Raw genomic sequence first — 20,988 nt, forward strand, 5'->3', positions numbered from 1 at the left:
AGCCGAACGGAGTTCGTCATGTCCCTCAAGACCTCTATCCTTGCCGCATCTGCCCTTGTCGGCTTTGCCGGTGCTGCTGTCGCTGGCGGTTTCGTCGCCCCCCCGGCCCCGGTCATTGCGCCGGTTCAGGAAATCGTCACTCCGCTGACCTGGGAAGGCGCCTATATCGGTGGTGCGCTGGGTTATGCGTTCAACGGTGATGACGAAGTTGGCATCTGGTCGCCCACCGACACCTATCAGGGCTATACCGGCAATCTGGAGCTGGGCGGCGCTTTTCTGTCGCTGCGCGGCGGCTATCGCTGGGAGCGTGAAAACTGGGTCTTCGGCCCGGAGCTGTCGATTCAGGGCGGCAGCATCAAGGATGACGTGAACGTCACCAACGACTCGCTGACCGGCACCGCTGAAACCAAAGAGAAATACGGCGTCACCCTGTCGATGAAGACCGGCTATAAAGTCCGCCCGGAAACCATCGTCTATGGCCGCGCCGGCGTGGCTTACAGCAAGTTCGACTATAAGATGAACAACGCCTTCACCGGCGGCGAAGCCAGCGACGATTTCGGTCGCGCCGGCTATCTGCTGGGGATGGGTGCTGAACACAAGCTGAACGACCGTCTGAGCGTGACCGGCGAAATCAACTATCGCAACTTCGGCAGCAAAGATCTGGACCTGAACGGCGTCCGCACCCGTGCGACCCCGAAATACATCGGTCTGGAAGTCGGTCTGAACTATCAGTTCTGATCTGGCACCTTCGGGTTGACGGGGCCGCGCAGCGATGCGCGGCCCTTTTCTTGTGGTATTTGGGCAACCGGCTTGCCCTGATACAGCCCGGATATGGCGTTAAATCTGGAACTTCGTGTCATTTGCGCCATATGCTGCCCCGGTTCATTGTCAAGGAGCTTCCAATGTCGCGCATCTTTGCCGTTCTTGCCGGTTCTGCTTTCGCCGGTTCTGCCGTCGCGGGTGGTTTTACCGCACCGCCTGCGCCGGTCATTGCGCCGGTTCAGGAAATCGTCGCCCCGCTGACGTGGCAGGGGGCCTATATCGGCGGTGCTTTGGGCTATGGTTTCAAGGGCGATGATGAGGTCGGGGCCTTCACCCGCGACGCGGGCCAGCCTGATTTTACCTATAACGGCAATATCGGGACGCTGAAGAACAAGGGCGCCTATCTGTCGCTGCGCGGCGGCTATCGCTGGGAACGCGACAATTGGGTGGTCGGCCCGGAACTGTCGGTGCAGGGCGGCAATATCAAGGACAGCATCCGTCTGGCATTTGTGGATGATGATGGCGATACGGGTATCGCTGGCGCGGATAGCAAGGAAAAATATGGCCTGACGCTGGCGCTGAAAACCGGCTATAAGCTGCGCCCTGAAACCATCATTTATGGCCGTGCCGGGTTGGCCCATTCGAAATTCGATTACAGTATTCAGGACATCTATGACAATCCGGCCCTTGGTGGCATGGTGTTGGACGGGGATTTCTCGGCAACTGGCTATGTTGTCGGTCTTGGGGCCGAGCATAAGCTGAATGACCGGCTGAGCCTGACCGGAGAGATCAATTACCGCAATTTCGGCAAGACGCAGCTGACCTGGACAGATGCCGAGGGCGATTCCGTTCGCACCCATGCGACGCCGAAATATATCGGGCTGGAGGTTGGCCTGAACTATCAGTTCTGATCTGGCCCCTTCGGGTTGACGGGCCGCGCAGCGATGCGCGGCCTTTGTCATGGCAGGGTGCTGGGGCGGGGTGTCAGGGCAGGCTCAGCGGGCGGTCGGCAAAGATCGTTTCCATGGTAAAAATGCCGGTGACACGTTCCAGATCAAGGTCTTGGATCAGGCGTTTATAGACCGCATCATAGCCCGCCATGGATGTGGTCGTAACTTTGGCCATATAGTCCCATTCCCCGCCGATCCGCCAGAAATCGGTGATCTCGGGGATAGATTCCACCCGTGCGCGGAACCGCGCTGCCCATTTATCGTCATGGTGGCGGGTGCGGATCATCACCATCACCGTCAGGTTCAGCCCGATGGCCGCCGGGTCGATCACCGCGCGGCTGCCCTTCAGCACCCCGGCCGCTGTCAGCTTTTGCAGCCGCCGCCAGCAAGCGTTTTGCGACAGGTGCAGCCGGTCGGCCAATTCGCGTTGCGACAGGCTGGCGTCTTGTTGCAGCTTGTTCAGGATTTGGTTGTCGATCTTGTCCATAAAGGGTCATTCATCATTCATATGACAACTGTTTTATGGATATTTAAGTGAAGAAGAAAGTGATTTCACGCTTGTATTCGATCACCCTGCCCCGATCAGACAGGAGATGACGATGCCCGATCTTTTCGTCCCGTTTCAGGCTGCGCTTGGCGCTGATCCTTTGGCCGCGCTGCGGGCGGGGGTGATCGGGCGGGATGCGGTGATCGACGGGCCTTATGGGCCAAAGCGGCTGATCTATGCGGATTATACGGCCTCTGGCCGGGCCTTGCGGCAGGTCGAGGGCTTTGTGATGGATCACGTCCTGCCATGGTATGCCAACAGCCATACCGAGGCCAGCCATTGCGGCGGGGTGATGACCCGGATGCGGCGGCAGGCGCGGCAGGTGATTGCGGATTGTATCGGCGCAGGGCCGGAACATGCGGTGATTTTCGCAGGCTCGGGGGCGACGGCGGGGATCAACCGGCTGGTGCATCTGTGGCAGGCGGGGCCGGGGGTGACGGTGCTGGTCGGGCCTTATGAGCATCATTCCAACCTGCTGCCATGGCGCGAATCCGGTGCGGATGTGGTCGAAATCCCCGAAGCGGCGTTTGGTGGGCCGGATATGGCGGCGCTGCGGGCGGTCCTGGCGGCGGCGCCGGGGCGGGTGATCGGGGCGTTTTCGGCGGCGTCCAACGTCACCGGGGTTCTGACCGATGTGCCTGCGGTGACGCGGTTGCTGAAGGACGCCGGGGCGCTGGTTTTGTGGGACTATGCGGGCGGCGGCCCCTATCTGCCGATTGATCTGGCGCAGGGGATGGATGCGGTGGTGGTGTCGCCGCATAAGTTTCTGGGCGGGCCGGGGGCCTCGGGTATTCTGGCGCTGCGCCGCGATTCCGTGCGGGCTTTGCGGCCCAGCCTGCCGGGCGGCGGCACGGTGCGCTTCGTCTCGCCCTCGGGCCACGATTATGCGGGTGCGGTCGAGGCGCGAGAGGAGGGCGGGACGCCCAATGTCATTGGCGACATCCGCGCCGCGCTGGCCTTTCTGGTCAAGACCGCTGTGGCCGATCGGCTGGAGGCGCTGGACCGCGCCCGCATGGCCTTGGCGCGGGCGCGGCTGTGGGATCACCCGCGTTTGCAGATTTTGGGCCAGCGTGATGCGGCGCGGCTGCCGATTATCTCGTTCCGGCTGCGCGACGGGCAGGGTGGTTTCGTGCATCAGCAGCTTGTGACGCGGATGCTGTCGGATCGTTACGGCGTGCAGGCGCGGGGTGGCTGTGCCTGCGCGGGGCCTTATGTGCATCGGCTGCTGGGGATTGACCCGGCGGAATCCGAGCGGATGCGGGCCGCGATCCTTGCCGGGGATGAGGTTGAAAAGCCCGGTTTCATTCGTCTGAACCTGCCCTGGGCCTGCGATGATGCCGAGGTTGATGCGATTCTGGATGCCGTTTGCGATCTGGCAGAGGCCGCGCCGGGGTTGGCGGCGGATTACTGTTGCGACCCGTCCCGCGCGATTTTCAGCCCGGCGGCTTGATTTCGGTCGCCGCACCCGCCTAACCTGCGCCTTGGTTTCGGGGGATGTGATGCAGGTTCAGGCGCAACTGCTGGCGGATCGGGCGGTGACGTTCCGGCTTGGGGCGCAGATTTCGCCGCAGGTGGCCGCGCAGGTGCGGGCGGCGGATGCGGCGATTGCGGCGGCGCTGGCGGCGGGGGCTTTGCCCGGAGCCTGTGAATCCGCCCCCAGCTTTTGTGCGGTGACGGTGCATTACGATCCGTTGCAGACCGATCCGCAGGCGCTGATTGCGGCGGTTTCTGCACTGCTGGAACCGCTGGACGGCGCTGCCGGCCTGTTGGGGCGGGAGTGGGTTTTGCCATGCTATTACAACGGGATGGATCTGGCCGATCTGGAAGTCGCGCTGAACCTGCCGGCTGCGCAGATCGTGGCGGCCCATGCGGCGACGGTGTTCGATGTCTATGCGCTTGGGTTTCTGCCCGGCCTGCCGTTCATGGGCAGCCTGCCCAAAGGGCTGTCGCTGCCGCGTCGGGCCTCGCCCCGGTCGCGGGTGCCTGCGGGGGCGGTGGCGATTGCGAACGGGCTGTCGGTGATCTACCCCTCGGCCAGTCCGGGCGGCTGGCATATCGTCGGACATTGCCCGGTGCCGCTGTTCGATGCGCGGCGTGACCGGCCTGCGCTGCTGGCACCGGGGGACCGGGTGCGGTTCCGCGCGGTAGAGCAGGGGGAAAGTGACCAGATCGCCGCTGATCTGGCCGCCGGACGGCTGGACCCTGACAGCATGGGGGCCGCATGTTCCTGACAGTTCTGGACCCCGGCGCAAGGACGGCCTTGCAGGACACCGGCTTTCGCGGCGGGTTGGCGATGGGCGTGCCTGTGTCGGGCGCAATGGACCGGGAAAGCCTGATGTTTGTCAATGCTTTGGCCGGAAACCCGCCCGATACCGAAGCGTTGGAAATCGCCCTGACTGGTCCCCGCCTGCGGGCTGATGGCGGCGCGGTGCGCATCGCTATCAGCGGTGGGTTGTCGGGGCAAATCACCCGTGCGGGCGGCGGGCATGAGGCCCTGCCGCCATGGACCGCCGCCACGCTGGAGGCGGGTGAGGATATCCGCCTGACCCTGACCGCGCCCTCGCAATGTCAGGTGTTGGCAATTGGCGGTGGGGTGGCGGTGCCGCGGTTCCTTGGCAGCCGCTCGACCCTTGCGGGGGCCGGTGTGGGCGGCTTTCAGGGCCGGGCCTTGCGGGTGGGCGACCGGCTGCCGGTTACGGCAACCAGCCTGCGCGGCGGGCTGGTGCTGACCCCGCCGCAGGCCAGCGGTCCGATCCGGCTGGTGGCGGGGCCTCAGGCCGGGCATTTCACCGATGCTGCCTATGCGGCGCTGACCGGCGGGGATTATACCGTAACCGCACAGACCGACCGCATGGGGATGCGACTGGAGGGCGCGGCGCTGGAGCATAGCGCACTCGGGGCGGATATTATCTCGGACGGGATCGCGCCGGGGGCAATTCAGGTGCCGGGCAATGGCCAGCCGATCGTGCTGTTGGGCGAGGCGCAGACGACTGGCGGCTATGCCAAGATCGCCACGGTGATTTCCGCCGACCTGCCGCGCCTGTCGCGGCTGATGCCGGGGGACCGGCTGCGCTTTGCGCTGGTTTCGCCTGAACAAGCCGTGGCGGCAGCGCGGGCGCAGGCGGCTGCGCTGGCGGCGGCGATTGCGGGGATGCGTGGGCTGGGACTGGACCCGGCGCGGTTGCTGTCCGAAAACCTGATCGGGGGCGCGGTGGATGCGGCCTGCCCCGACCATTTCCATGCGGCTTTGCAGGGGTAAGCCTATGAAGATCAACCTGAACGCGGATATGGGCGAAAGCTGGGGGCCTTATACGATCGGCAATGATGCGGCGCTGCTGGGGATCGTCGGCGCGGCAAATATCGCCTGCGGGGCGCATGGTGGTGATGCGCATGTGATGCTGGACACGGTGCGGCTGGCCCGCGGCAATAGGGTCAGCATCGGGGCGCATCCGGGCTATGCCGACCTGCACGGTTTTGGCCGCCGCGCGATGACCTTGCCCAGCGATGAGCTGCGCGGGCTGATCCTGACGCAGATCGGCGCGCTGATCGCCGTGGGCCGGGCCGAGGGCCACCCTGTTACCCATGTCAAACCGCATGGGGCGATGAACAATCAGGCTTGCGCGGATCGGGCGATGGCCGATGTCATTGCGCAGGCGGTGGCGGATGTGGACCCCGGCCTGATCCTGCTGGCTCCGGCGCTGTCGGAGCTGGCGGCGGCAGGCCGGGCGGCGGGGCTGGTCGTGGCGCTGGAGGCTTTTGCTGACCGTGCCTATCAGCCTGACGGCCAGCTTGCCCCGCGCGGCACACCCGGCGCGGTGCTGCATGACCCGGATCAGGCGGCGGCGCATGTGCTGCGCATGGTCACGGGCGGCGGGCTGGTGACGACGGGCGGGGATCTGCTGCCGACGCCGATCCATTCGATCTGTGTGCATGGCGATGGCCCCACCGCGCTGGTGATTGCGGCGGCGGTGCGGGACGGGCTGGCCGGGGCGGGCTATGACCTGACGACATTGCCAAAGGTCGTGTAAGGCGCTTGACCCGCGCCCGGCTTTTCGGCCATGCTGTCGCTGACGGTCCCCGCAAGGGGATAAAAGGGAACGCGGTCCAATGCCGCGACTGCCCCCGCAACTGTAGGCGGAGAGCGGGATGCACCTTATGCCACTGGCCCTATGGTCGGGAAGGCAGCATCCCCGCATCGACCCGCAAGTCAGGAGACCTGCCGTCACGCGGATAACCCGCAACCATCACGCCGCCGGGGTTGGCGGCAAGCGAGGGCGATATGCACATCGAACCCGGCGTCGTGGACGGCGCCAAGATCCTTCTTTCCTATGCAACCGCAGCCGGTGCCGTGACTTATGCCGGCAAACTGTCGCTGGATGCGATCCGCGTGCAGGGCGCTGGCTCGCTGCTGGCGCGGGCAGTGATTGCGACCGTCGCGGTTTTCGCCTTTTTCGAGGTGCTGCCGCATTATCCCGTTGGCGTGTCCGAGGTTCATCTGATCCTTGGCAGCACCCTGTTCCTGCTGCTTGGGGCCGCACCTGCGGCCATTGGGCTGGCCTTGGGGCTGCTGATTCAGGGGTTGTTCTTTGCGCCCTTTGACCTGCCGCAATACGGGATGAACCTGACCACGCTGCTGGTGCCGCTGTTCGCGGTGCGGGCGCTGTCGCGGCGGATCATCGCGCCGGGGACGCCCTATGTGGACCTGAAATATACGCAGGCGCTGGCGCTTTCGACCGCCTATCAGGGTGGCGTGGTGGCCTGGGTCGCGTTTTGGGCGATCTATGGGCAGGGGTTTGCGGATCTGTCCGGCATTGCCAGCTTTGGCGCTGCCTATCTGCTGGTCATCGCGCTGGAACCGCTGGTCGATCTGGCGGTTCTGGCCGGGGCCAAGGCGGCACGCGGTCTGGCTGGCTCGGGTCTTGTGACCCGGCGCTTGCATCACCCGGCATAAAGCCACAGACCCGGCGCGCGGCCCCGCCTGCCGGGGCCGTTTCGCATGAAAGGAACCGGCATGAGGCTGCTTCTGGTCGGCATCGGCACCGGCAACCCTGACCATCTGACGGCACAGGCGGCGCAGGCTCTGGCCGGGGCCGACCTGATCCTGATTCCCGACAAGGGCGCGGAAAAGGCCGATCTGGCGGCGCTGCGCCACCTGATCTGCGACAGCGTTGCGCCGGGCGTGCCGCGCGTAGGCTTTGCGGTGCCGCAGCGTGACGCCTCGGGCGATTATCAACAGGGCGTCAGCGACTGGCACGATGCGATTGCCGCCGAATGGGCGCGCGCCATTGGCGACCAGACCGGCACGGTGGCGTTGCTGGTGTGGGGCGACCCTTCGCTTTACGATTCGACCCTGCGGATTGCTGAACGCCTGCACCCCCGGCCCGAGGTTCAGGTGATCCCCGGCATCACCGCGCTGCAAATGCTGACGGCGGCCCATGCGATCCCGCTGAATACAGTGGGCGGGCCGGTCACGATCACCACCGGCCGTCAGTTGCGCGATCACGGCTGGCCCGAGGCGGCCGAGACCGTGGCGGTCATGCTGGACGGCGCATGTTCCTTTCAGGCGCTGGACCCGGCGGGGCTGGTGATCTGGTGGGGGGCATTTCTGGGGATGGATCAGCAGATCCTTGACCACGGGCCGCTGGATCAGGCCGGGCCGCGTATCCTTGCCGCGCGGGCAGAGGCGCGGGCGGTGCATGGCTGGATCATGGATATTTACCTGTTGCGCAAGGTGGCCGCATGACCGTAACCCTGCATGTCTGCATCACCTGCCGCGCCGGTCAGCCGGTGGCCGAGGGCGACTCCACCCCCGGCGCTGACCTGCTGGCCGCGCTGACCCCGGTCCCGCCCGGCGTGCGGGTGGTTCCGGTCGAATGTCTGTCCGCCTGCGATCAGGGCTGCGCGGTGGCGCTGACCGGACCGGGCCGCTGGTCCTATGTCTATGGCCGCATGAGTGCCGCCGACGCCCCCGACATTCTCGCCGGTGCCGCAGCCTATGCCGAAACCCCCGACGGGCTGGTGCCGTGGCGCAGCCGCCCGGTCCAATTCCGCAAGCAAAGCCTTGCCCGTATCCCCCCTTATGAGGTTCCGAAATGACCGATCTTGCGAAAATCCCCGTCACCGTTGTCACCGGCTTTCTTGGCTCGGGGAAAACGACCCTGATCCGGCATCTGATGCTGAACCCGCAGGGGCGGCGGCTGGCGGTGCTGGTGAATGAGTTTGGCACCGCGGGCGTGGATGGGGCGATCCTGCAATCCTGCGCCGATGAGAACTGCCCGGCCGAAAATATCCTTGAGCTGGCGAATGGCTGCATTTGTTGCACCGTGGCTGATGACTTCATCCCGACGATGGAGCAGCTTCTGGCCCGTGACCCGCGCCCGGATCATATCCTGATTGAGACCTCGGGGCTGGCCTTGCCGAAGCCGCTGCTGAAGGCGTTTGACTGGCCCGCGATCCGGTCGCGCATTACGGTTGATGGGGTGATTGCGCTGGCCGATGCCGAGGCTGTGGTGGCGGGGCGTTTCGCGCCGGATGTTGCGGCGGTGGATGCGCAGCGGGCGGCGGATGACAGCATCGACCACGAAACGCCCCTGTCCGAAGTGTTCGAGGACCAGATTTCCTGCGCCGATGTTGTGCTGCTGACCAAGGCTGATCTGGTCGATCAGGCTGCGCTGGACGCCGCCCGCGCTGTGATCGAGGCCGAGGCCCCGCGCAAGCTGCCGATCATCGCTGTGACCGAAGGTGCGGTCGATCCGCGTGTGATCCTTGGTCTTGGCGCGGCGGCGGAGGACGATCTGGACGCCCGCCCCTCGCATCACGACGGGGCCGACGACCACGAGCATGACGATTTCGACAGTTGTGTGATTGCCCTGCCCGAAGCCACCAGCCCCGAGGCGATTGCCGAGGCCGTCGCGCGGCTGGCGCAGGATCAGAATATCCTGCGAGTCAAGGGCCATATCGCCGTGCAGGGCAAGCCGATGCGGCTGCTGGTGCAGGCGGTGGGCGCGCGGGTCCGGCATCAATATGACCAGCCCTGGGGTGCCGCCCCGCGCGAATCGCGGCTGGTGGCAATTGCCGAGCATGACGACCTGAACCCGCAGGCGGTGGCCGATGCCTTGGGGGGCCGCGTGGTCGCCTGATGCATATTATCTTCCGCGAAAGCCATGGGTTAGAGGAAACCGACGCGCCATATGATCCCGGCCAGACGCCGGGCGATCTGGTGGTGCTGTCCTTTTCCGACAGCGACCTTGGCGCTTTCGCGGCGGGCTGGCGGTTGTTGCAGGCGCAGGCAGGGCAGCAGGGGGTGGGGTTCTCGGTCCGGCTGCAAAACCTTGTGGCGCTGCGGCATCCGGTATCGGTGGATAATTACCTTGAAACCGTGCTGGAGGGGGCGCGGGCCGTGCTGATCCGCCTGATCGGCGGCGAAAGCTATTGGAGCTATGGTCTTGGTGCACTGCGGGATCTGGCGCGGCGGCGCGGGATTGCGCTGGCGGTGCTGCCTGCGGATGGCCGCCCCGACCCGGCGTTGCAGGCGGCCAGCACCGTGGATGCGGCGCTGTTGTCGCGTCTGACAGCTTGGGCCGAGGCCGGTGGCGCCCGTCCCGCCGCTGCCGCGCTGGCGGCGCTGGCCCGTGCAGCGGGCCTGCCCGCGCCGGATATGGACGGCGAAACCACATTGCCGGAACGCGGTTGGTATGACCCCGACCGGGGGGTGACGGATGCGCCGCAGGGTGATGGCCCGCTGGCGGTCGTGACGTTTTACCGCAGCTATCTGGCCGCCGCCGATACTGACCCGGTGGATGCGCTGATCGCCGCCCTGCGCCAGCGTGGTTTTCGGGCGGCGGGGCTGTTCGCGCCTTCGCTGAAAGGCCCACATGCGCCATGGCTGGCCGACCAACTGACCCGCGCTGCGCCAGCGGTGATTGTCAACGCCACCGCTTTTTCGGCGCGGGATGGGGGCTTGCCGGGCGGGGCCTCGCCGCTGGACGGGCCGGGGTGTCCGGTGTTTCAGGTGGCACTGTCCACCGCCCGCAAGCGCGACTGGCAAGGTGCGGCACGGGGCCTGTCGCCCGCCGATCTGGCGATGTATGTGGTGCTGCCCGAGGTGGACGGGCGCATTTTCGCGGGACTTATCAGCCATAAACAACCGTCCCCGCGTGATGCGGATACGCAATATTCCCGCTTTGCGCACCGTGCCGACCCGGCGTTGGTCGCGGCGGCGGCGGATCGGGTGGCGGGGTGGTATCGCCTTGGCCAGACCCCGCCCGCTGCGCGGCAACTGGCGCTGGTGCTGTCCACTTATCCGGGGCGGCCCGACCAGATCGCCCATGCGGTCGGGCTGGATGCGCTGGCTTCGACCGATGCGGCGCTGGAACTGCTGGCGGCGCAGGGCTATGCGACCGGGCCGGGCGCGCCGCTGGCCCCTGACCTTTTGGCGCAAAGCCTGCGCTGGCCGCTGGCCGATTACCGCGCCGCGCTGGCCCGCCTGCCGCAGCCCTTGCAGGATGATCTGGCGCAGGCATGGGGCGACCCCGCCGATGATCCGGCCTGCCAGGACGGCGCGTTCCATTTCGCGGCCACCCGGCGCGGCGCGGTGCTGGTCGCCCTGCAACCCGAGCGCGGCCAGCCCGCCGCCCGCGACGACGATTATCACGATCTGGACCGGGTGCCGCAGCATGGCTATGTCGCTTTCTATCTGTATCTGCAAAGCCTTGGCCTGTCGGCGCTGATCCATATGGGGGCGCATGGTACGCTGGAATGGCTGCCCGGCAAGGCGGTGGGTCTGGGCCCGGCCTGCTGGCCCGCTGCGCTGGCCGGGGCGGTGCCGGTGATTTACCCCTTTATCGTCAATGATCCGGGCGAGGCCGCGCAGGCCAAGCGCCGCCTTGGTGCGGTGATGCTGGGCCATGTGCCGCCGCCGCTGGCCGCCGCTGCTTTGCCTGAACGGCTGGCCACGCTGGAACGCCTGCTGGACGAATATGCCACCGCCGAGGGGCTGGACCCGCGCCGCCGCGCCCGGCTGATCGAGGGTATCCGCCTTGAGGCGCAGGCCGCAGGGGTCGAGGATGACCTGAACCTGCCCGCTGACGCCAGCCCGGCCGAGGCCATCCCGCGCATCGACCGCTTTGTCTGCGATCTCAAGGAAAGCCGCTTTGCCGAGGGGCTGCATATTTACGGCACCGCAGCGGGCGAGGCGCAGGGCCTGCTGGATGCGCTGGACGGGCGGCGGGTGGCGGCGGGGCCTTCGGGCAGTCCTGCGCGGGGGCGTCTGGACGTGCTGCCGACCGGGCGCAACCTGTTCGCCGTGGACCCGCGCGCGGTGCCGACCCCTTCGGCCCATGCGCAGGGCGTCAAGCTGGCCGAGGAGCTGATCCGCCGCCATTTGCAGGATCACGGTGACTGGCCGCGTGATCTGATCGTGGATCTGTGGGGCAGCGCCACCATGCGCACCGCGGGCGAGGAATATGCCATGGCCCTGCATCTGGCCGGGCTGGCACCGCTGTGGGATGCGGCCACGGGTCGGGTGACGGGCTATGACATCTTGCCGCTGGCGCTGCTGAACCGGCCTCGGGTCGGGGTGACACTGCGGGTTTCGGGCTTGTTTCGGGATGTGTTCCCCGATCTCGCGGCACTGTTCGCAGCGGCTGCGCAGGCGCTGGCGGAACGGGACGAGGCCGCAGACCAGAACCCCTATGCCCAGGATGGTGCGCCGCGCGTCTTTGGCCCGCGCCCCGGTGCTTACGGGCTGGGTATGGACCCGGCCGGGGATCTGTCCGACGCCGCTCGCGATACGGCGGGGCAGGCGTGGCTGGCGGGGTCGGAATGGGCGCTGACCCCCGATGGCCCGCGCCGCGACCGGGCCGCGCTGGAAACCCGGCTGCGCGCGGCGGCGGCCTTTGCCCATGCGCAGGATCTGGCCGAGGCCGACCTGCTGACCGCCCCGGATTTCGCGGCGCATCAGGCCGGGCCAGCGGCGGCGGCGGCGGCGATCGGGGCGGCGCTGCCACCGTTGTATCATCTGGACAACACCCGCCCCGGCCAACCCGCCGCCCGTGCCTTGACCGACGAAATCGCCCGTGTCACCCGCGCCCGCGCCGCCAATCCGGCATGGGCCGACAGCATGATGCGCCACGGGTTTCGTGGTGCTGCGGAAATCACCGCCACGCTGGACAATCTGGCGGGCTTTGCGCAACTGACCCGCGCCCTGCCGCCGCATCTGTTCGATCTGTATTTCGACGCGACACTGGGGCGGGACGACATCACCGCCTTCATGGCCCGCGAAAACCCTGCCGCGCTGGAGGCCCTGCGCGGACGTTTCGCCGCATTGCGGGCGGCAGGTCTGTGGATCACCCGTCGCAATGATATTGCCGCGATGCTGGAGGAGAACGCGCCATGATCCCTGTTATTCAAGGCTGGTGTCCCGGTGCCTTGCGTCCGATGATGTCGGGTGATGGGCTGGTGGTGCGCGTCCGTACCCGCAACGGCTTTCTGCCGCCCGATCAGGCCCGCGCCATCGCCGCGCTGTCGCGGGATTTTGGCAATGGGCTGATGGATGTGACCAGCCGCGCCAATCTGCAACTGCGTGGGGTGACGCCCGACAGCCACCCGCATGTGCTTGACGGGTTGCGCCAGCTTGGCCTGCTGGATGCCGACCCGCAGGTGGAATCGCGTCGCAACGTGATCCTGTCGCCTTTTGCCGCCCAAGACAGTGCCGCATGGGGTATTGCCGCCCGGCTGACCGATTTGCTGGCCGCGCAGGACGCGCCACAAACCCCGGCCAAGTTCGGCTATGCCGTGGATGATCGCGGCTGTCTTGCGGATACGCCTTGCGACATCCGCATCACCCTGACCCCGCAAGGCTGGCGCATCGCCCCCGATGGCGCAGAGGGCAGCCTGCCCGCAGGTGACGACCCGGCAGGTGCGGCGCTGGACCTCGCCCGTTGGTTCGTCAAGGCCGGCGTCAGCAATGGCCGTGGCCGGATGCGCAACCACCCGGCACTGGACAGCCTGCCGCTGGAACCCGTGCTGCCCGAACCAATGCAGCCTCATATCGGCCCGGTCGAAAACGGCAGCCTGATCGGCCTGCCCTTTGGTCAGATCACCCCGGACCAACTGGAACAGCTTGCCAGCCATGGCCCGATCCGCCTGACCCCGTGGCGGATGCTGCTGACCCAAGGCACAGCAAACGGCCTTATCACCGACCCGGCGGACCCGCTGCTGCGTGTCACCGCCTGCACCGGCGCGCCGGGCTGTCCGCAGGCGCTGTCGGATACCCGAGGCCACGCCCGCCGCCTTGCCCCGCAGCTTGCGCCCGGTGAAACCCTGCATATCAGCGGCTGCCCGAAACGCTGCGCCTCTCAGGCCCCACATTCCCGCACGCTGATCGCCACCGGCCCGGACCAGTTTCAGGATTTCTTCTTCACTTAAATATCCCGGGGTGCGGGGCAGCGCCCCGCTGAACCCTTGCCGCATATCCCGCCCCATGACATAGCGGGACAAACTAACGGAAACGCGATGCCCTACGAATACGAAAAAGACGGCGCGGCGATCTATGCGCAATCCTTCGCCACCATCCGGGCCGAGGCCGATCTGGCCCGCTTTGACCCGGACGAAGAACCCGTGGTGGTGCGGATGATCCATGCGGCGGGGCTGGTCGGGCTGGAACGCGATGTGATCTTTTCCCCCGGCATGGCGCAGGCCGCGCGGCAGGCGCTGGCCGCAGGCGCGCCGATCCTTTGCGACGCGCGGATGGTCAGCGAGGGCATCACCCGCCCGCGCCTGCCTGCGGATAATCGGGTGATTTGCACCCTGCACGACCCGCGCGTGCCGGAATTGGCCCGACAGATGGGCAACACCCGCAGCGCCGCCGCGCTGGAGTTGTGGCGCCCCGATCTGGCGGGGGCGGTGGTGGCTATCGGCAATGCCCCGACGGCGCTGTTCCACCTGCTGAACATGCTGGCGGACCCGGCCTGCCCGCGCCCGGCGGCGATCATCGGCTGTCCGGTCGGCTTTGTTGGCGCGGCGGAATCCAAGGACGCGCTGATCCATGACCTGCCCGTGCCATCGCTGATCGTGCGCGGGCGGCTTGGCGGCAGCGCCATCACCGTGGCAGCGGTCAACGCCTTGGCCAGCCGCGCGGAATAAGGGGACAGCATGACCAGCACCCGGATCATCTGCGCGGGCCTTGGCCCCGGCGATCCCGACCTGATGAGCCTGCGCGCGCATCGGGCGATCAGCCATGCCGCGACAATCGCCTATTTCCGCAAGCCGGGCCGGCTTGGCATGGCCCGCAAGATTGTGGACGGGATGCTGCGCCCGGATGTGACCGAACTGGCGATGGAATACCCCGTCACCACGGAAATCCCCTTGGGCGATCCCGAATACAACCGCCAGCTTGCCGCTTTTTATGACGACTGGGCCGACCGTCTGGCGCAGGCGGGTGGCGAAATCGTGGTGCTGTGCGAGGGCGACCCGTTCTTTTACGGCAGCTTCATGCACCTGCATCTGCGCCTGCAAAACCGTGCCGAAATCGAGATCATTCCCGGCATTACCGGCATGTCCGGCTGCTGGACGGCGACCGGCCAGCCGATCACATGGGGCGATGATATTCTGACCGTGCTGATGGGGACATTGCCCGAGGAGACCCTGACCGCGCGGATGGCGGGGGACGATGCGCTGGTGGTGATGAAAACCGGGCGCAACCTGCCCAAGGTGCGCCGGGCGCTGGAACGTGCCGGGCGGCTGGATGCGGCATGGCTGGTCGAACGCGGCACCATGGCAGGCCAGCGCGTCCAGCGCCTGTGCGACGCTGATGCAACCGCTGCGCCTTATTTTGCCATTGTTCTGGTCCACGGCCACGGCCGCCGCCCCTTGGCGGAGGCCGCAGAATGAGTGGCTGGCTGGTTGTTGCGGGGCTTGGTCCCGGCGCGGAATCGCAGATCACGCCCGAGGTCTCGGCGGCGCTGGATCAGGCCACGGATGTTATCGGCTATATCCCCTATGTCGCCCGTGTCGCGCCGCGTGAAGGGCTGGTGCTGTATCCGTCGGATAACCGGGTGGAACTGGACCGCGCCCGGCAGGCGCTGGATCTGGCGGCCAAAGGGCGGCGGGTGGTGATCGTCAGCTCGGGCGATCCGGGGGTATTCGCCATGGCCTCGGCTCTGTTCGAGGCGGTCGAGGCCGACCCCGCCAAGGCCGCGCTGGACATCCGTATTCTGCCCGGCATTACCGCGATGCTTGCGGCGGCGGCGGCGGCGGGTGCGCCTCTGGGCCATGATTTCGCGGCGATCAACCTGTCGGATAATCTGAAGCCATGGCAGGTGATCGAGCGCCGCCTGCGCCTTGCCGCGCAGGCCGATTTCGCGATGGCCTTCTATAACCCACGTTCGCGTTCGCGCCCCGAGGGCTTTGCCCGCACGCTGGAGGTGCTGCGGCAGGAGTGTGGCCCCGAGCGGCTGGTGATCTTTGCCCGCGCGGTCAGCACAGCGGAACAGGCGATCACCTGCGTGACGCTGGCCGAGGCGCAGCCCGAAATGGCCGATATGCGCACCGTCGTTCTGGTCGGTAACAGCCAGACCCGCCGTGTCGGGCCGTGGGTCTATACGCCCCGGTCATGGCACTAGGGGCCAGATCCGTGGCACGGGGATCAGCCTTGCAGCCAGTCCATGACCGCCCCCGCATCTGGCAGGGCCAGCCGGGGCGGCAGCGCGGGCCGGTCGATCAGGATGACCGGCAGGCGCAGGGCGCGGGCGGCATCCAGCTTGGCCCGCGCGGCATCCCCGCCCGCATTCTTGGTCACAACGATGCGTATATCGTGATCTTGCAGCAACGCCATGTCCCCGGCCAGCGTATAGGGGCCGCGGCTGGTTATCAGCGTCGCGCCAAGCGGCACCGGCTGGCTGCGGTCGAACTCGGCAAAGCGCAGCAGCCAGCGGTGTGGCAGCGGGGCAAAAGGCTCCAGCGTCTGACGGCCAATGGCCAGAAAAACCCCGGTTGGCTCGTGCGGCAGGGTGCGGGCGGCGGCTTGCGTATCGGGAACGTGGGTCCAGTCATCGCCGGGCTGTGCGGCCCATGCCGGGCGCTCCAGCGCTGCCAGAACCGTGCCGCTGGCTTGTGCGGCGGCAACCGCGTTGCGGCTGATCTGCGCGGCAAAAGGGTGGGTTGCGTCGATCAGATGGGTGATGCGGTTCTGGCGCAGGTAATCGGCCAGCCCTTCGGCCCCGCCAAACCCACCCGTGCGCGTTGGCAAAGGCTGTGCCACCGGGTTCAGCGTCCGGCCGGCATAGCTGAAGATGGCGTCCAGCCCGGCGTCCGCCAGTTTCCGCGCCAAAAGGCTGGCCTCTGCCGTGCCGCCAAGCAACAATATGCGCATGTCTGAACCCTGGTTAAGCATCATCGGATTTGGCGAAGATGGCCCGGATGGGCTGTCACCCGCAAGCCGTGCCGCGCTGGATGCGGCGGCGGTGGTCTTTGGCGGGCCGCGGCATCTGGCGCTGGCCGGGGTGGGCGTACGCGGGCGTGCATGGCCGGTGCCGTTTTCCATCGCCCCGGTGCTGGCGCTGAGGGGGCAGCGCGTGGCGGTGCTGGCCTCGGGCGATCCGTTCTGGTTCGGCGCTGGCGGCACACTGGCGGCGGCGCTGGACCGGGCCGAATGGCGGGCTTTCCCCGCGCCGGGGGTGTTTTCCCTGCTGGCCGCGCGGCTGGGTTGGCGGCTGGAGGGCTGCGCCTGCCTTGGCTTACACGCCGCGCACTTGACCCGGCTGCTGCCGCATCTGCGACCGGGGGCGCGGCTGCTGGTGACGCTGCGTGATGGGGCGGCGGTGGCCGATCTGGCGGCCTGGCTGGTGGCGCAGGGCTGGGGTGACAGCAGTCTGTGGGTGGGCGAATCACTTGGCGGCGGGCGCGAGCGCCTGCGCCAGACCCGCGCGGCAGGCTATGATCTGCACACTGAGGCCCCGGTGGCCGTGGCCATTCAGGCTATGGGCGGCACCCCGCGCCCGGTGGGTTTTGGCCTGCCAGACGATGCGTTCATTCATCATGGCCAGATCACCAAGCGGGCGATCCGCGCGGTTACGCTGTCATCCTTGGCACCGCTGCCGGGGCAGATGCTGTGGGATTTGGGCGCGGGCTCGGGGTCGATCAGCGTGGAATGGGCCTTGGCAGGCGGGCGTGTGGTGGCGGTGGAAAACCGTGCCGACCGCGCCGCGCTGATTGCTGCGAATATCCAGCGTTTCGGCCTGGAAACCGTCGATCTGCGGGTGCAGGACCACGCCGCGCTGGACGATCTGCCCGCGCCGGATGCGGTGTTCATCGGCGGCGGGGCCTCGGCGGCGCTGGTGGCGGTGGCGTGGGACAGGCTGCCCCTTGGCGGGCGGCTGGTGGTCAATGCGGTGACGCTGGAAACGCAGGCGCTGGTGATGACGGAACAGGCCGCGCGGGGCGGCGAATTGCTGCGGCTGGACATCGCGCAGGCCGAGCCGCTGGGCCGGATGCGTGGCTGGCAGGCGCAGCGGACGGTGCTGCATTGGGTGGCGCGGAAATGAGGGTCGCGGGCATCGGACTGAGGGCGCAGACCAGCGCGGCGGATGTGGCGGCGGCGCTGGCCGGGCTGCGCGTCGATGCGCTGGCCTGTCTGGCGGGCAAGGGCGCGGCGCTGGTGGGGCTGGGCTTGCCGGTGGTGCAGATCGCAGAGGTGGCGGGTATTGCCACCCCGTCCCATTCCGACCGGATCATGGCGCGGTTCGGCACCGGCTGCGTGGCCGAGGCCGTGGCGCTGGCCGCCGCCGGCTCTGGCGCGCGGATCGTGCAGGCGCGGCAGGTGTTCAACGGGCCGCTGACGCTGGCCATCGCAGAAGGATCAGGCGAATGACGGTGCATTTTATCGGCGCGGGGCCGGGGGCGGCGGATCTCTTGACGCTGCGCGGTCGGGATCTGATCGCGGCTTGCCCGGTTTGTCTTTATGCCGGGTCGCTGGTGCCGCAGGCGGTGCTGGCGCATTGCCCGCCCGGCGCGCGGATCGTGAACACCGCGCCGCTGTCGCTGGATGAGATCATGGCCGAGATTGCCGCTGCCCATGCGCAAGGACAGGATGTTGCGCGGCTTCATTCGGGTGATCTGTCGGTCTGGTCTGCCATGGGCGAACAATTGCGGCGGCTGCGGGATATGGGCATCCCCTATGACGTGACGCCGGGGGTGCCGTCATTCGCCGCCGCCGCGGCGGCCCTTGGGACGGAACTGACCCTGCCCGGCGTCGCGCAATCGGTGGTGCTGACCCGCACCAGCGGCCGGGCCAGCGCCATGCCGGAGCGTGAAACCCTTGCAGCCTTCGGTGCGACCGGAGCGACGCTGGCCATTCACCTGTCGGTGCATGTGCTGGACCGGGTGCAGGCCGAGCTGATCCCGCATTATGGCCCGGATTGCCCGGTTGCGGTGGTGTTCCGCGCAAGCTGGCCCGAACAGCGCATCATCCGCGCCACGCTGGCGACGCTGGACCCCGGCGTGGGCGAGGGCGAGCGCACGGCGCTGATCCTTGTCGGCCCGGCGCTGGCGCAGGAGGGTTTTGACGAAAGCCGCCTTTACGCCGGTGATTACGACCGCCGTTTCCGCCCGGTCGGCACTGACCCGAGGTTTCCCGAATGACCCGGCCTCTGCCCCCCGGCATCATGGTGGCCGCCGCTGCATCGGGCTGTGGCAAGACGACGGTGGCCCTGGGGCTGATGGCGGCGTTTCGGGCGCAGGGGCTGGCGGTGCAGGCGTTCAAGAACGGCCCGGATTACATCGACCCGGCTTTTCACGCAGCGGCCAGCGGGCGGGTGGCCTGTAATCTGGACACCTGGGCGATGGGCCGGGGGCAGATCTCGGCGCTGATGGAATGGGCGCAAGGGGCGGATCTGGTGGTGGCCGAAGGCTCTATGGGGCTTTATGACGGCGTCGCCATGGCAGGGGAAAGCGGCATCGGGGCCTCGGCTGAGCTGGCGATCATGGCGGGCTGGCCGGTGGTGCTGGTGCTGGACTGCGGCGGTCAGGCGCAGACGGCGGCGGCGGTGGCCGCAGGGCTGGCCGGGTTTGATCCGGCATTGCCGGTCGCGGGGGTGGTGCTGAACCGCGTTGCCAGCCCCCGGCATGAGGCGCTGCTGCGCCGGGGGATGCAGCAGGCGGGGCTTGCGGTCTTTGGCGCACTGCCGCGTCAGGCGGACATCGAGATACCGGAACGTCACCTTGGTCTGGTGCAGGCCGAGGAGCGCGAGGGGCTGAATGATGCGATGGCGGCCTTTGGCCAGTTCATCGTGGCGCATCTGGACCTTGATGCGATCCGCCGCGCGGCTGGGGCGGCCCCGCAGCCTGCGCCTGTAGCCCACCGCCTGCCGCCGCCTGCGGACCGTATCGCGCTGGCGCGGGATGCGGCGTTTTCCTTTGTCTATCCGCATTTGCTGCGGGAATGGCGCGATCAGGGGGCGACGATCCTGCCGTTTTCACCCCTTGCGGATGAGGCCCCCGACGACAGCGCCGGGGCCTGCTGGCTGCCGGGCGGATACCCGGAATTGCACGCCGGGCGGCTGGCCGCCGCCGACAGGTTCCGCGACGGGCTGACCCGGTTCGCGCAGACCCGGCCCGTGCATGGCGAATGTGGCGGCTATATGGCGCTTGGCGCGGGGCTGGTGGATGCGGAGGGCAAGCGGCACCGGATGGCCGGGCTGCTGGGGTTGGAGACCAGCTTTGAAAAGCGCCGGATGCACCTTGGCTATCGTCATGCGCGTCTGCTGGCCCCGATGCCCGGCCTGTCCGCAGGCACCAGCCTGCGCGGGCATGAGTTTCATTATGCCCGTATCCTGACACAGCCCGACGCGCCGCTGGCGCAGGTTCAGGATGCTACAGGCACCGCGCTGGCGGATGGCGAACACGGGTCTGTTTGCGACCATGTCACCGGCAGCTTTTTCCACCTGATTGCCGGTTCGGCCTAGGGTTTACTTATTCCACGCCTTGCTGCGGTCCTCGTTCGCCAGATCGCGCAGGGCTTCAAGATCGGCAATATGGGCCTTGTTCGTTTCGACCTGAACGCCATGTTCACGCAGCTTCGCAAAGGCGCGGGACAGGCTTTCGGGCTGCATCCCAAGGTGGCCGGCAATCAGGTTCTTGTTATAGGGCAGTTGCACGGTCGGGCCGTCGTCATCATCCTGCGCCAGATCGACCAGAAATTCGGCCACGCGCTGCACACCAGAGCGGGCTTTGAGCTGTTCGACCTGCGCAACAAGCTGCTGCATATGCACAAAGACCGAGCCAAGCAGGCTGAGGGCGAAATCCGGGTTTTCCATCACCATTTTGCGCAGTCGCGCTGCGTCGATCTGCAACAGGGTGCTATCGCTGATCGCCTCGGCTGAGACCGGATAGGCCAGCCCACGCAATGCGACGTTTTCGCCAAAGCTGCGGGAATGGGGCAGGACCGAGACGACGGCTTCGGCACCGTTGCTGGCCAGCCGGAACAGCTTGACCCAGCCTTCAATGATGATGAACACCGCATTGGCCGGGTCGCCCTGCACAAAGATGGTTTCACCCATTGCGTATTTCCGCTGGGTTGCCCCTTGCAGGACTTGTTGTGCAAGGTCATCCGATACACCGTGAAGCAATACGGATTTTTTCGCGGCGGCGAGAATCTGGGGCGTCATTGAGCTGCCTGGATATTAAGCAATGCGAATCAGCCCTGTTTACACGGCTTTCGCAAAATAGAAAGTC

22 protein-coding genes and 1 riboswitch are annotated in these 20,988 nt (G+C 67.2%); of the genes, 19 read left to right on the top strand and 3 right to left on the bottom strand.

Annotated features, from left to right (window positions below):
- Positions 1 to 18 precede the first annotated feature (18 nt).
- Entirely contained in the window at positions 19 to 738 is a 720-nt protein-coding gene (locus tag Q4G24_RS05865) for an outer membrane protein (protein ID WP_303365576.1), read from the top strand.
- Between the two features lie 164 nt (positions 739 to 902).
- Positions 903 to 1,673, top strand: coding sequence for an outer membrane protein (locus Q4G24_RS05870; protein WP_303365577.1), 771 nt, complete (start codon positions 903 to 905; stop codon positions 1,671 to 1,673).
- A 73-nt stretch (positions 1,674 to 1,746) separates the two neighbouring features.
- On the opposite strand, the gene Q4G24_RS05875 is transcribed toward Q4G24_RS05870, so the two are convergent.
- Positions 1,747 to 2,199 carry an Lrp/AsnC family transcriptional regulator gene (locus Q4G24_RS05875; protein WP_303365578.1) on the bottom strand — a complete coding sequence of 151 codons (453 nt, stop codon included), beginning with the start codon at positions 2,197 to 2,199 and terminating at the stop codon, positions 1,747 to 1,749.
- A gap of 112 nt (positions 2,200 to 2,311) precedes the next feature.
- Between Q4G24_RS05875 and Q4G24_RS05880 the strand changes: the two genes are divergently transcribed.
- The 13 genes from Q4G24_RS05880 (at position 2,312) to cobJ (ending at position 15,881) form a co-directional block, all read left to right on the top strand.
- A complete protein-coding gene (locus tag Q4G24_RS05880; RefSeq protein ID WP_303365579.1) occupies positions 2,312 to 3,709 on the top strand; it encodes an aminotransferase class V-fold PLP-dependent enzyme in 1,398 nt (465 codons plus the stop codon).
- A gap of 49 nt (positions 3,710 to 3,758) precedes the next feature.
- The gene (locus Q4G24_RS05885) at positions 3,759 to 4,490 is read left to right on the top strand and encodes an allophanate hydrolase subunit 1 (protein ID WP_303365580.1); all 732 of its coding nucleotides are present in this window, start codon (positions 3,759 to 3,761) and stop codon (positions 4,488 to 4,490) included.
- Positions 4,481 to 5,518 (top strand): biotin-dependent carboxyltransferase family protein, encoded by a 1,038-nt coding sequence (locus Q4G24_RS05890; protein ID WP_303365581.1) that lies wholly within the window; start codon positions 4,481 to 4,483, stop codon positions 5,516 to 5,518. Before Q4G24_RS05885 ends, Q4G24_RS05890 begins: the two co-directional genes overlap by 10 nt.
- Positions 5,519 to 5,522: 4 nt before the next feature.
- Entirely contained in the window at positions 5,523 to 6,287 is a 765-nt protein-coding gene (locus Q4G24_RS05895) for a LamB/YcsF family protein (protein ID WP_303365582.1), read from the top strand.
- Positions 6,288 to 6,313: 26 nt separating this feature from the next.
- Positions 6,314 to 6,498: riboswitch (cobalamin riboswitch) on the top strand.
- A 40-nt stretch (positions 6,499 to 6,538) separates the two neighbouring features.
- Complete coding sequence (locus tag Q4G24_RS05900; protein ID WP_303365583.1) at positions 6,539 to 7,210, top strand: energy-coupling factor ABC transporter permease; 672 nt, start codon at positions 6,539 to 6,541, stop codon at positions 7,208 to 7,210.
- 60 nt (positions 7,211 to 7,270) lie between these two features.
- Positions 7,271 to 8,002: a precorrin-6A synthase (deacetylating) gene (cobF, locus tag Q4G24_RS05905; RefSeq protein ID WP_303365584.1), complete on the top strand. Its 732-nt coding sequence runs from the start codon at positions 7,271 to 7,273 to the stop codon at positions 8,000 to 8,002.
- Positions 7,999 to 8,355, top strand: coding sequence for a DUF1636 domain-containing protein (locus Q4G24_RS05910; RefSeq protein ID WP_303365585.1), 357 nt, complete (start codon positions 7,999 to 8,001; stop codon positions 8,353 to 8,355). The genes cobF and Q4G24_RS05910 overlap by 4 nt, the downstream gene beginning before the upstream one ends.
- Complete coding sequence (cobW, locus tag Q4G24_RS05915) at positions 8,352 to 9,398, top strand: cobalamin biosynthesis protein CobW (protein WP_303365586.1); 1,047 nt, start codon at positions 8,352 to 8,354, stop codon at positions 9,396 to 9,398. Before Q4G24_RS05910 ends, cobW begins: the two co-directional genes overlap by 4 nt.
- Positions 9,398 to 12,655, top strand: coding sequence for a cobaltochelatase subunit CobN (gene cobN / locus Q4G24_RS05920; protein ID WP_303365587.1), 3,258 nt, complete (start codon positions 9,398 to 9,400; stop codon positions 12,653 to 12,655). The genes cobW and cobN overlap by 1 nt, the downstream gene beginning before the upstream one ends.
- Complete coding sequence (locus tag Q4G24_RS05925) at positions 12,652 to 13,686, top strand: precorrin-3B synthase (protein ID WP_303365588.1); 1,035 nt, start codon at positions 12,652 to 12,654, stop codon at positions 13,684 to 13,686. Before cobN ends, Q4G24_RS05925 begins: the two co-directional genes overlap by 4 nt.
- An 87-nt stretch (positions 13,687 to 13,773) precedes the next feature.
- Positions 13,774 to 14,403 carry a precorrin-8X methylmutase gene (locus Q4G24_RS05930; protein WP_303365589.1) on the top strand — a complete coding sequence of 210 codons (630 nt, stop codon included), beginning with the start codon at positions 13,774 to 13,776 and terminating at the stop codon, positions 14,401 to 14,403.
- 9 nt (positions 14,404 to 14,412) lie between these two features.
- A complete protein-coding gene (locus Q4G24_RS05935; RefSeq protein ID WP_303365590.1) occupies positions 14,413 to 15,150 on the top strand; it encodes a precorrin-2 C(20)-methyltransferase in 738 nt (245 codons plus the stop codon).
- Complete coding sequence (gene cobJ, locus Q4G24_RS05940) at positions 15,147 to 15,881, top strand: precorrin-3B C(17)-methyltransferase (RefSeq protein WP_303365591.1); 735 nt, start codon at positions 15,147 to 15,149, stop codon at positions 15,879 to 15,881. Before Q4G24_RS05935 ends, cobJ begins: the two co-directional genes overlap by 4 nt.
- 23 nt (positions 15,882 to 15,904) lie before the next feature.
- On the opposite strand, the gene Q4G24_RS05945 is transcribed toward cobJ, so the two are convergent.
- Positions 15,905 to 16,630 (bottom strand): cobalt-precorrin-6A reductase, encoded by a 726-nt coding sequence (locus tag Q4G24_RS05945; protein ID WP_303365592.1) that lies wholly within the window; start codon positions 16,628 to 16,630, stop codon positions 15,905 to 15,907.
- Between Q4G24_RS05945 and cbiT the strand changes: the two genes are divergently transcribed.
- Genes cbiT through Q4G24_RS05965 form a run of 4 tightly spaced genes read left to right on the top strand, consistent with a single transcriptional unit; the run spans position 16,629 to position 20,219 of the window.
- Positions 16,629 to 17,801, top strand: a complete 1,173-nt coding sequence (cbiT, locus tag Q4G24_RS05950) for a precorrin-6Y C5,15-methyltransferase (decarboxylating) subunit CbiT (protein WP_303365593.1) — start codon at positions 16,629 to 16,631, stop codon at positions 17,799 to 17,801. The genes Q4G24_RS05945 and cbiT overlap by 2 nt on opposite strands.
- A complete protein-coding gene (locus tag Q4G24_RS05955; protein ID WP_303365594.1) occupies positions 17,798 to 18,127 on the top strand; it encodes a cobalamin biosynthesis protein in 330 nt (109 codons plus the stop codon). The genes cbiT and Q4G24_RS05955 overlap by 4 nt, the downstream gene beginning before the upstream one ends.
- The gene (gene cobM, locus Q4G24_RS05960; protein ID WP_303365595.1) at positions 18,124 to 18,897 is read left to right on the top strand and encodes a precorrin-4 C(11)-methyltransferase; all 774 of its coding nucleotides are present in this window, start codon (positions 18,124 to 18,126) and stop codon (positions 18,895 to 18,897) included. Before Q4G24_RS05955 ends, cobM begins: the two co-directional genes overlap by 4 nt.
- On the top strand, positions 18,894 to 20,219 hold the full coding sequence (locus tag Q4G24_RS05965) for a cobyrinate a,c-diamide synthase (RefSeq protein WP_303365596.1): 1,326 nt from the start codon (positions 18,894 to 18,896) through the stop codon (positions 20,217 to 20,219). Before cobM ends, Q4G24_RS05965 begins: the two co-directional genes overlap by 4 nt.
- A gap of 3 nt (positions 20,220 to 20,222) precedes the next feature.
- Here Q4G24_RS05965 and Q4G24_RS05970 read toward each other — a convergent pair whose 3' ends face one another.
- Positions 20,223 to 20,813, bottom strand: a complete 591-nt coding sequence (locus Q4G24_RS05970) for a Crp/Fnr family transcriptional regulator (protein ID WP_303365597.1) — start codon at positions 20,811 to 20,813, stop codon at positions 20,223 to 20,225.
- Between the last annotated feature and the right edge of the window lie 175 nt (positions 20,814 to 20,988).

Source organism: Paracoccus sp. (in: a-proteobacteria) (genome assembly GCF_030538695.1).
Taxonomy (GTDB): Bacteria; Pseudomonadota; Alphaproteobacteria; order Rhodobacterales; family Rhodobacteraceae; genus Paracoccus.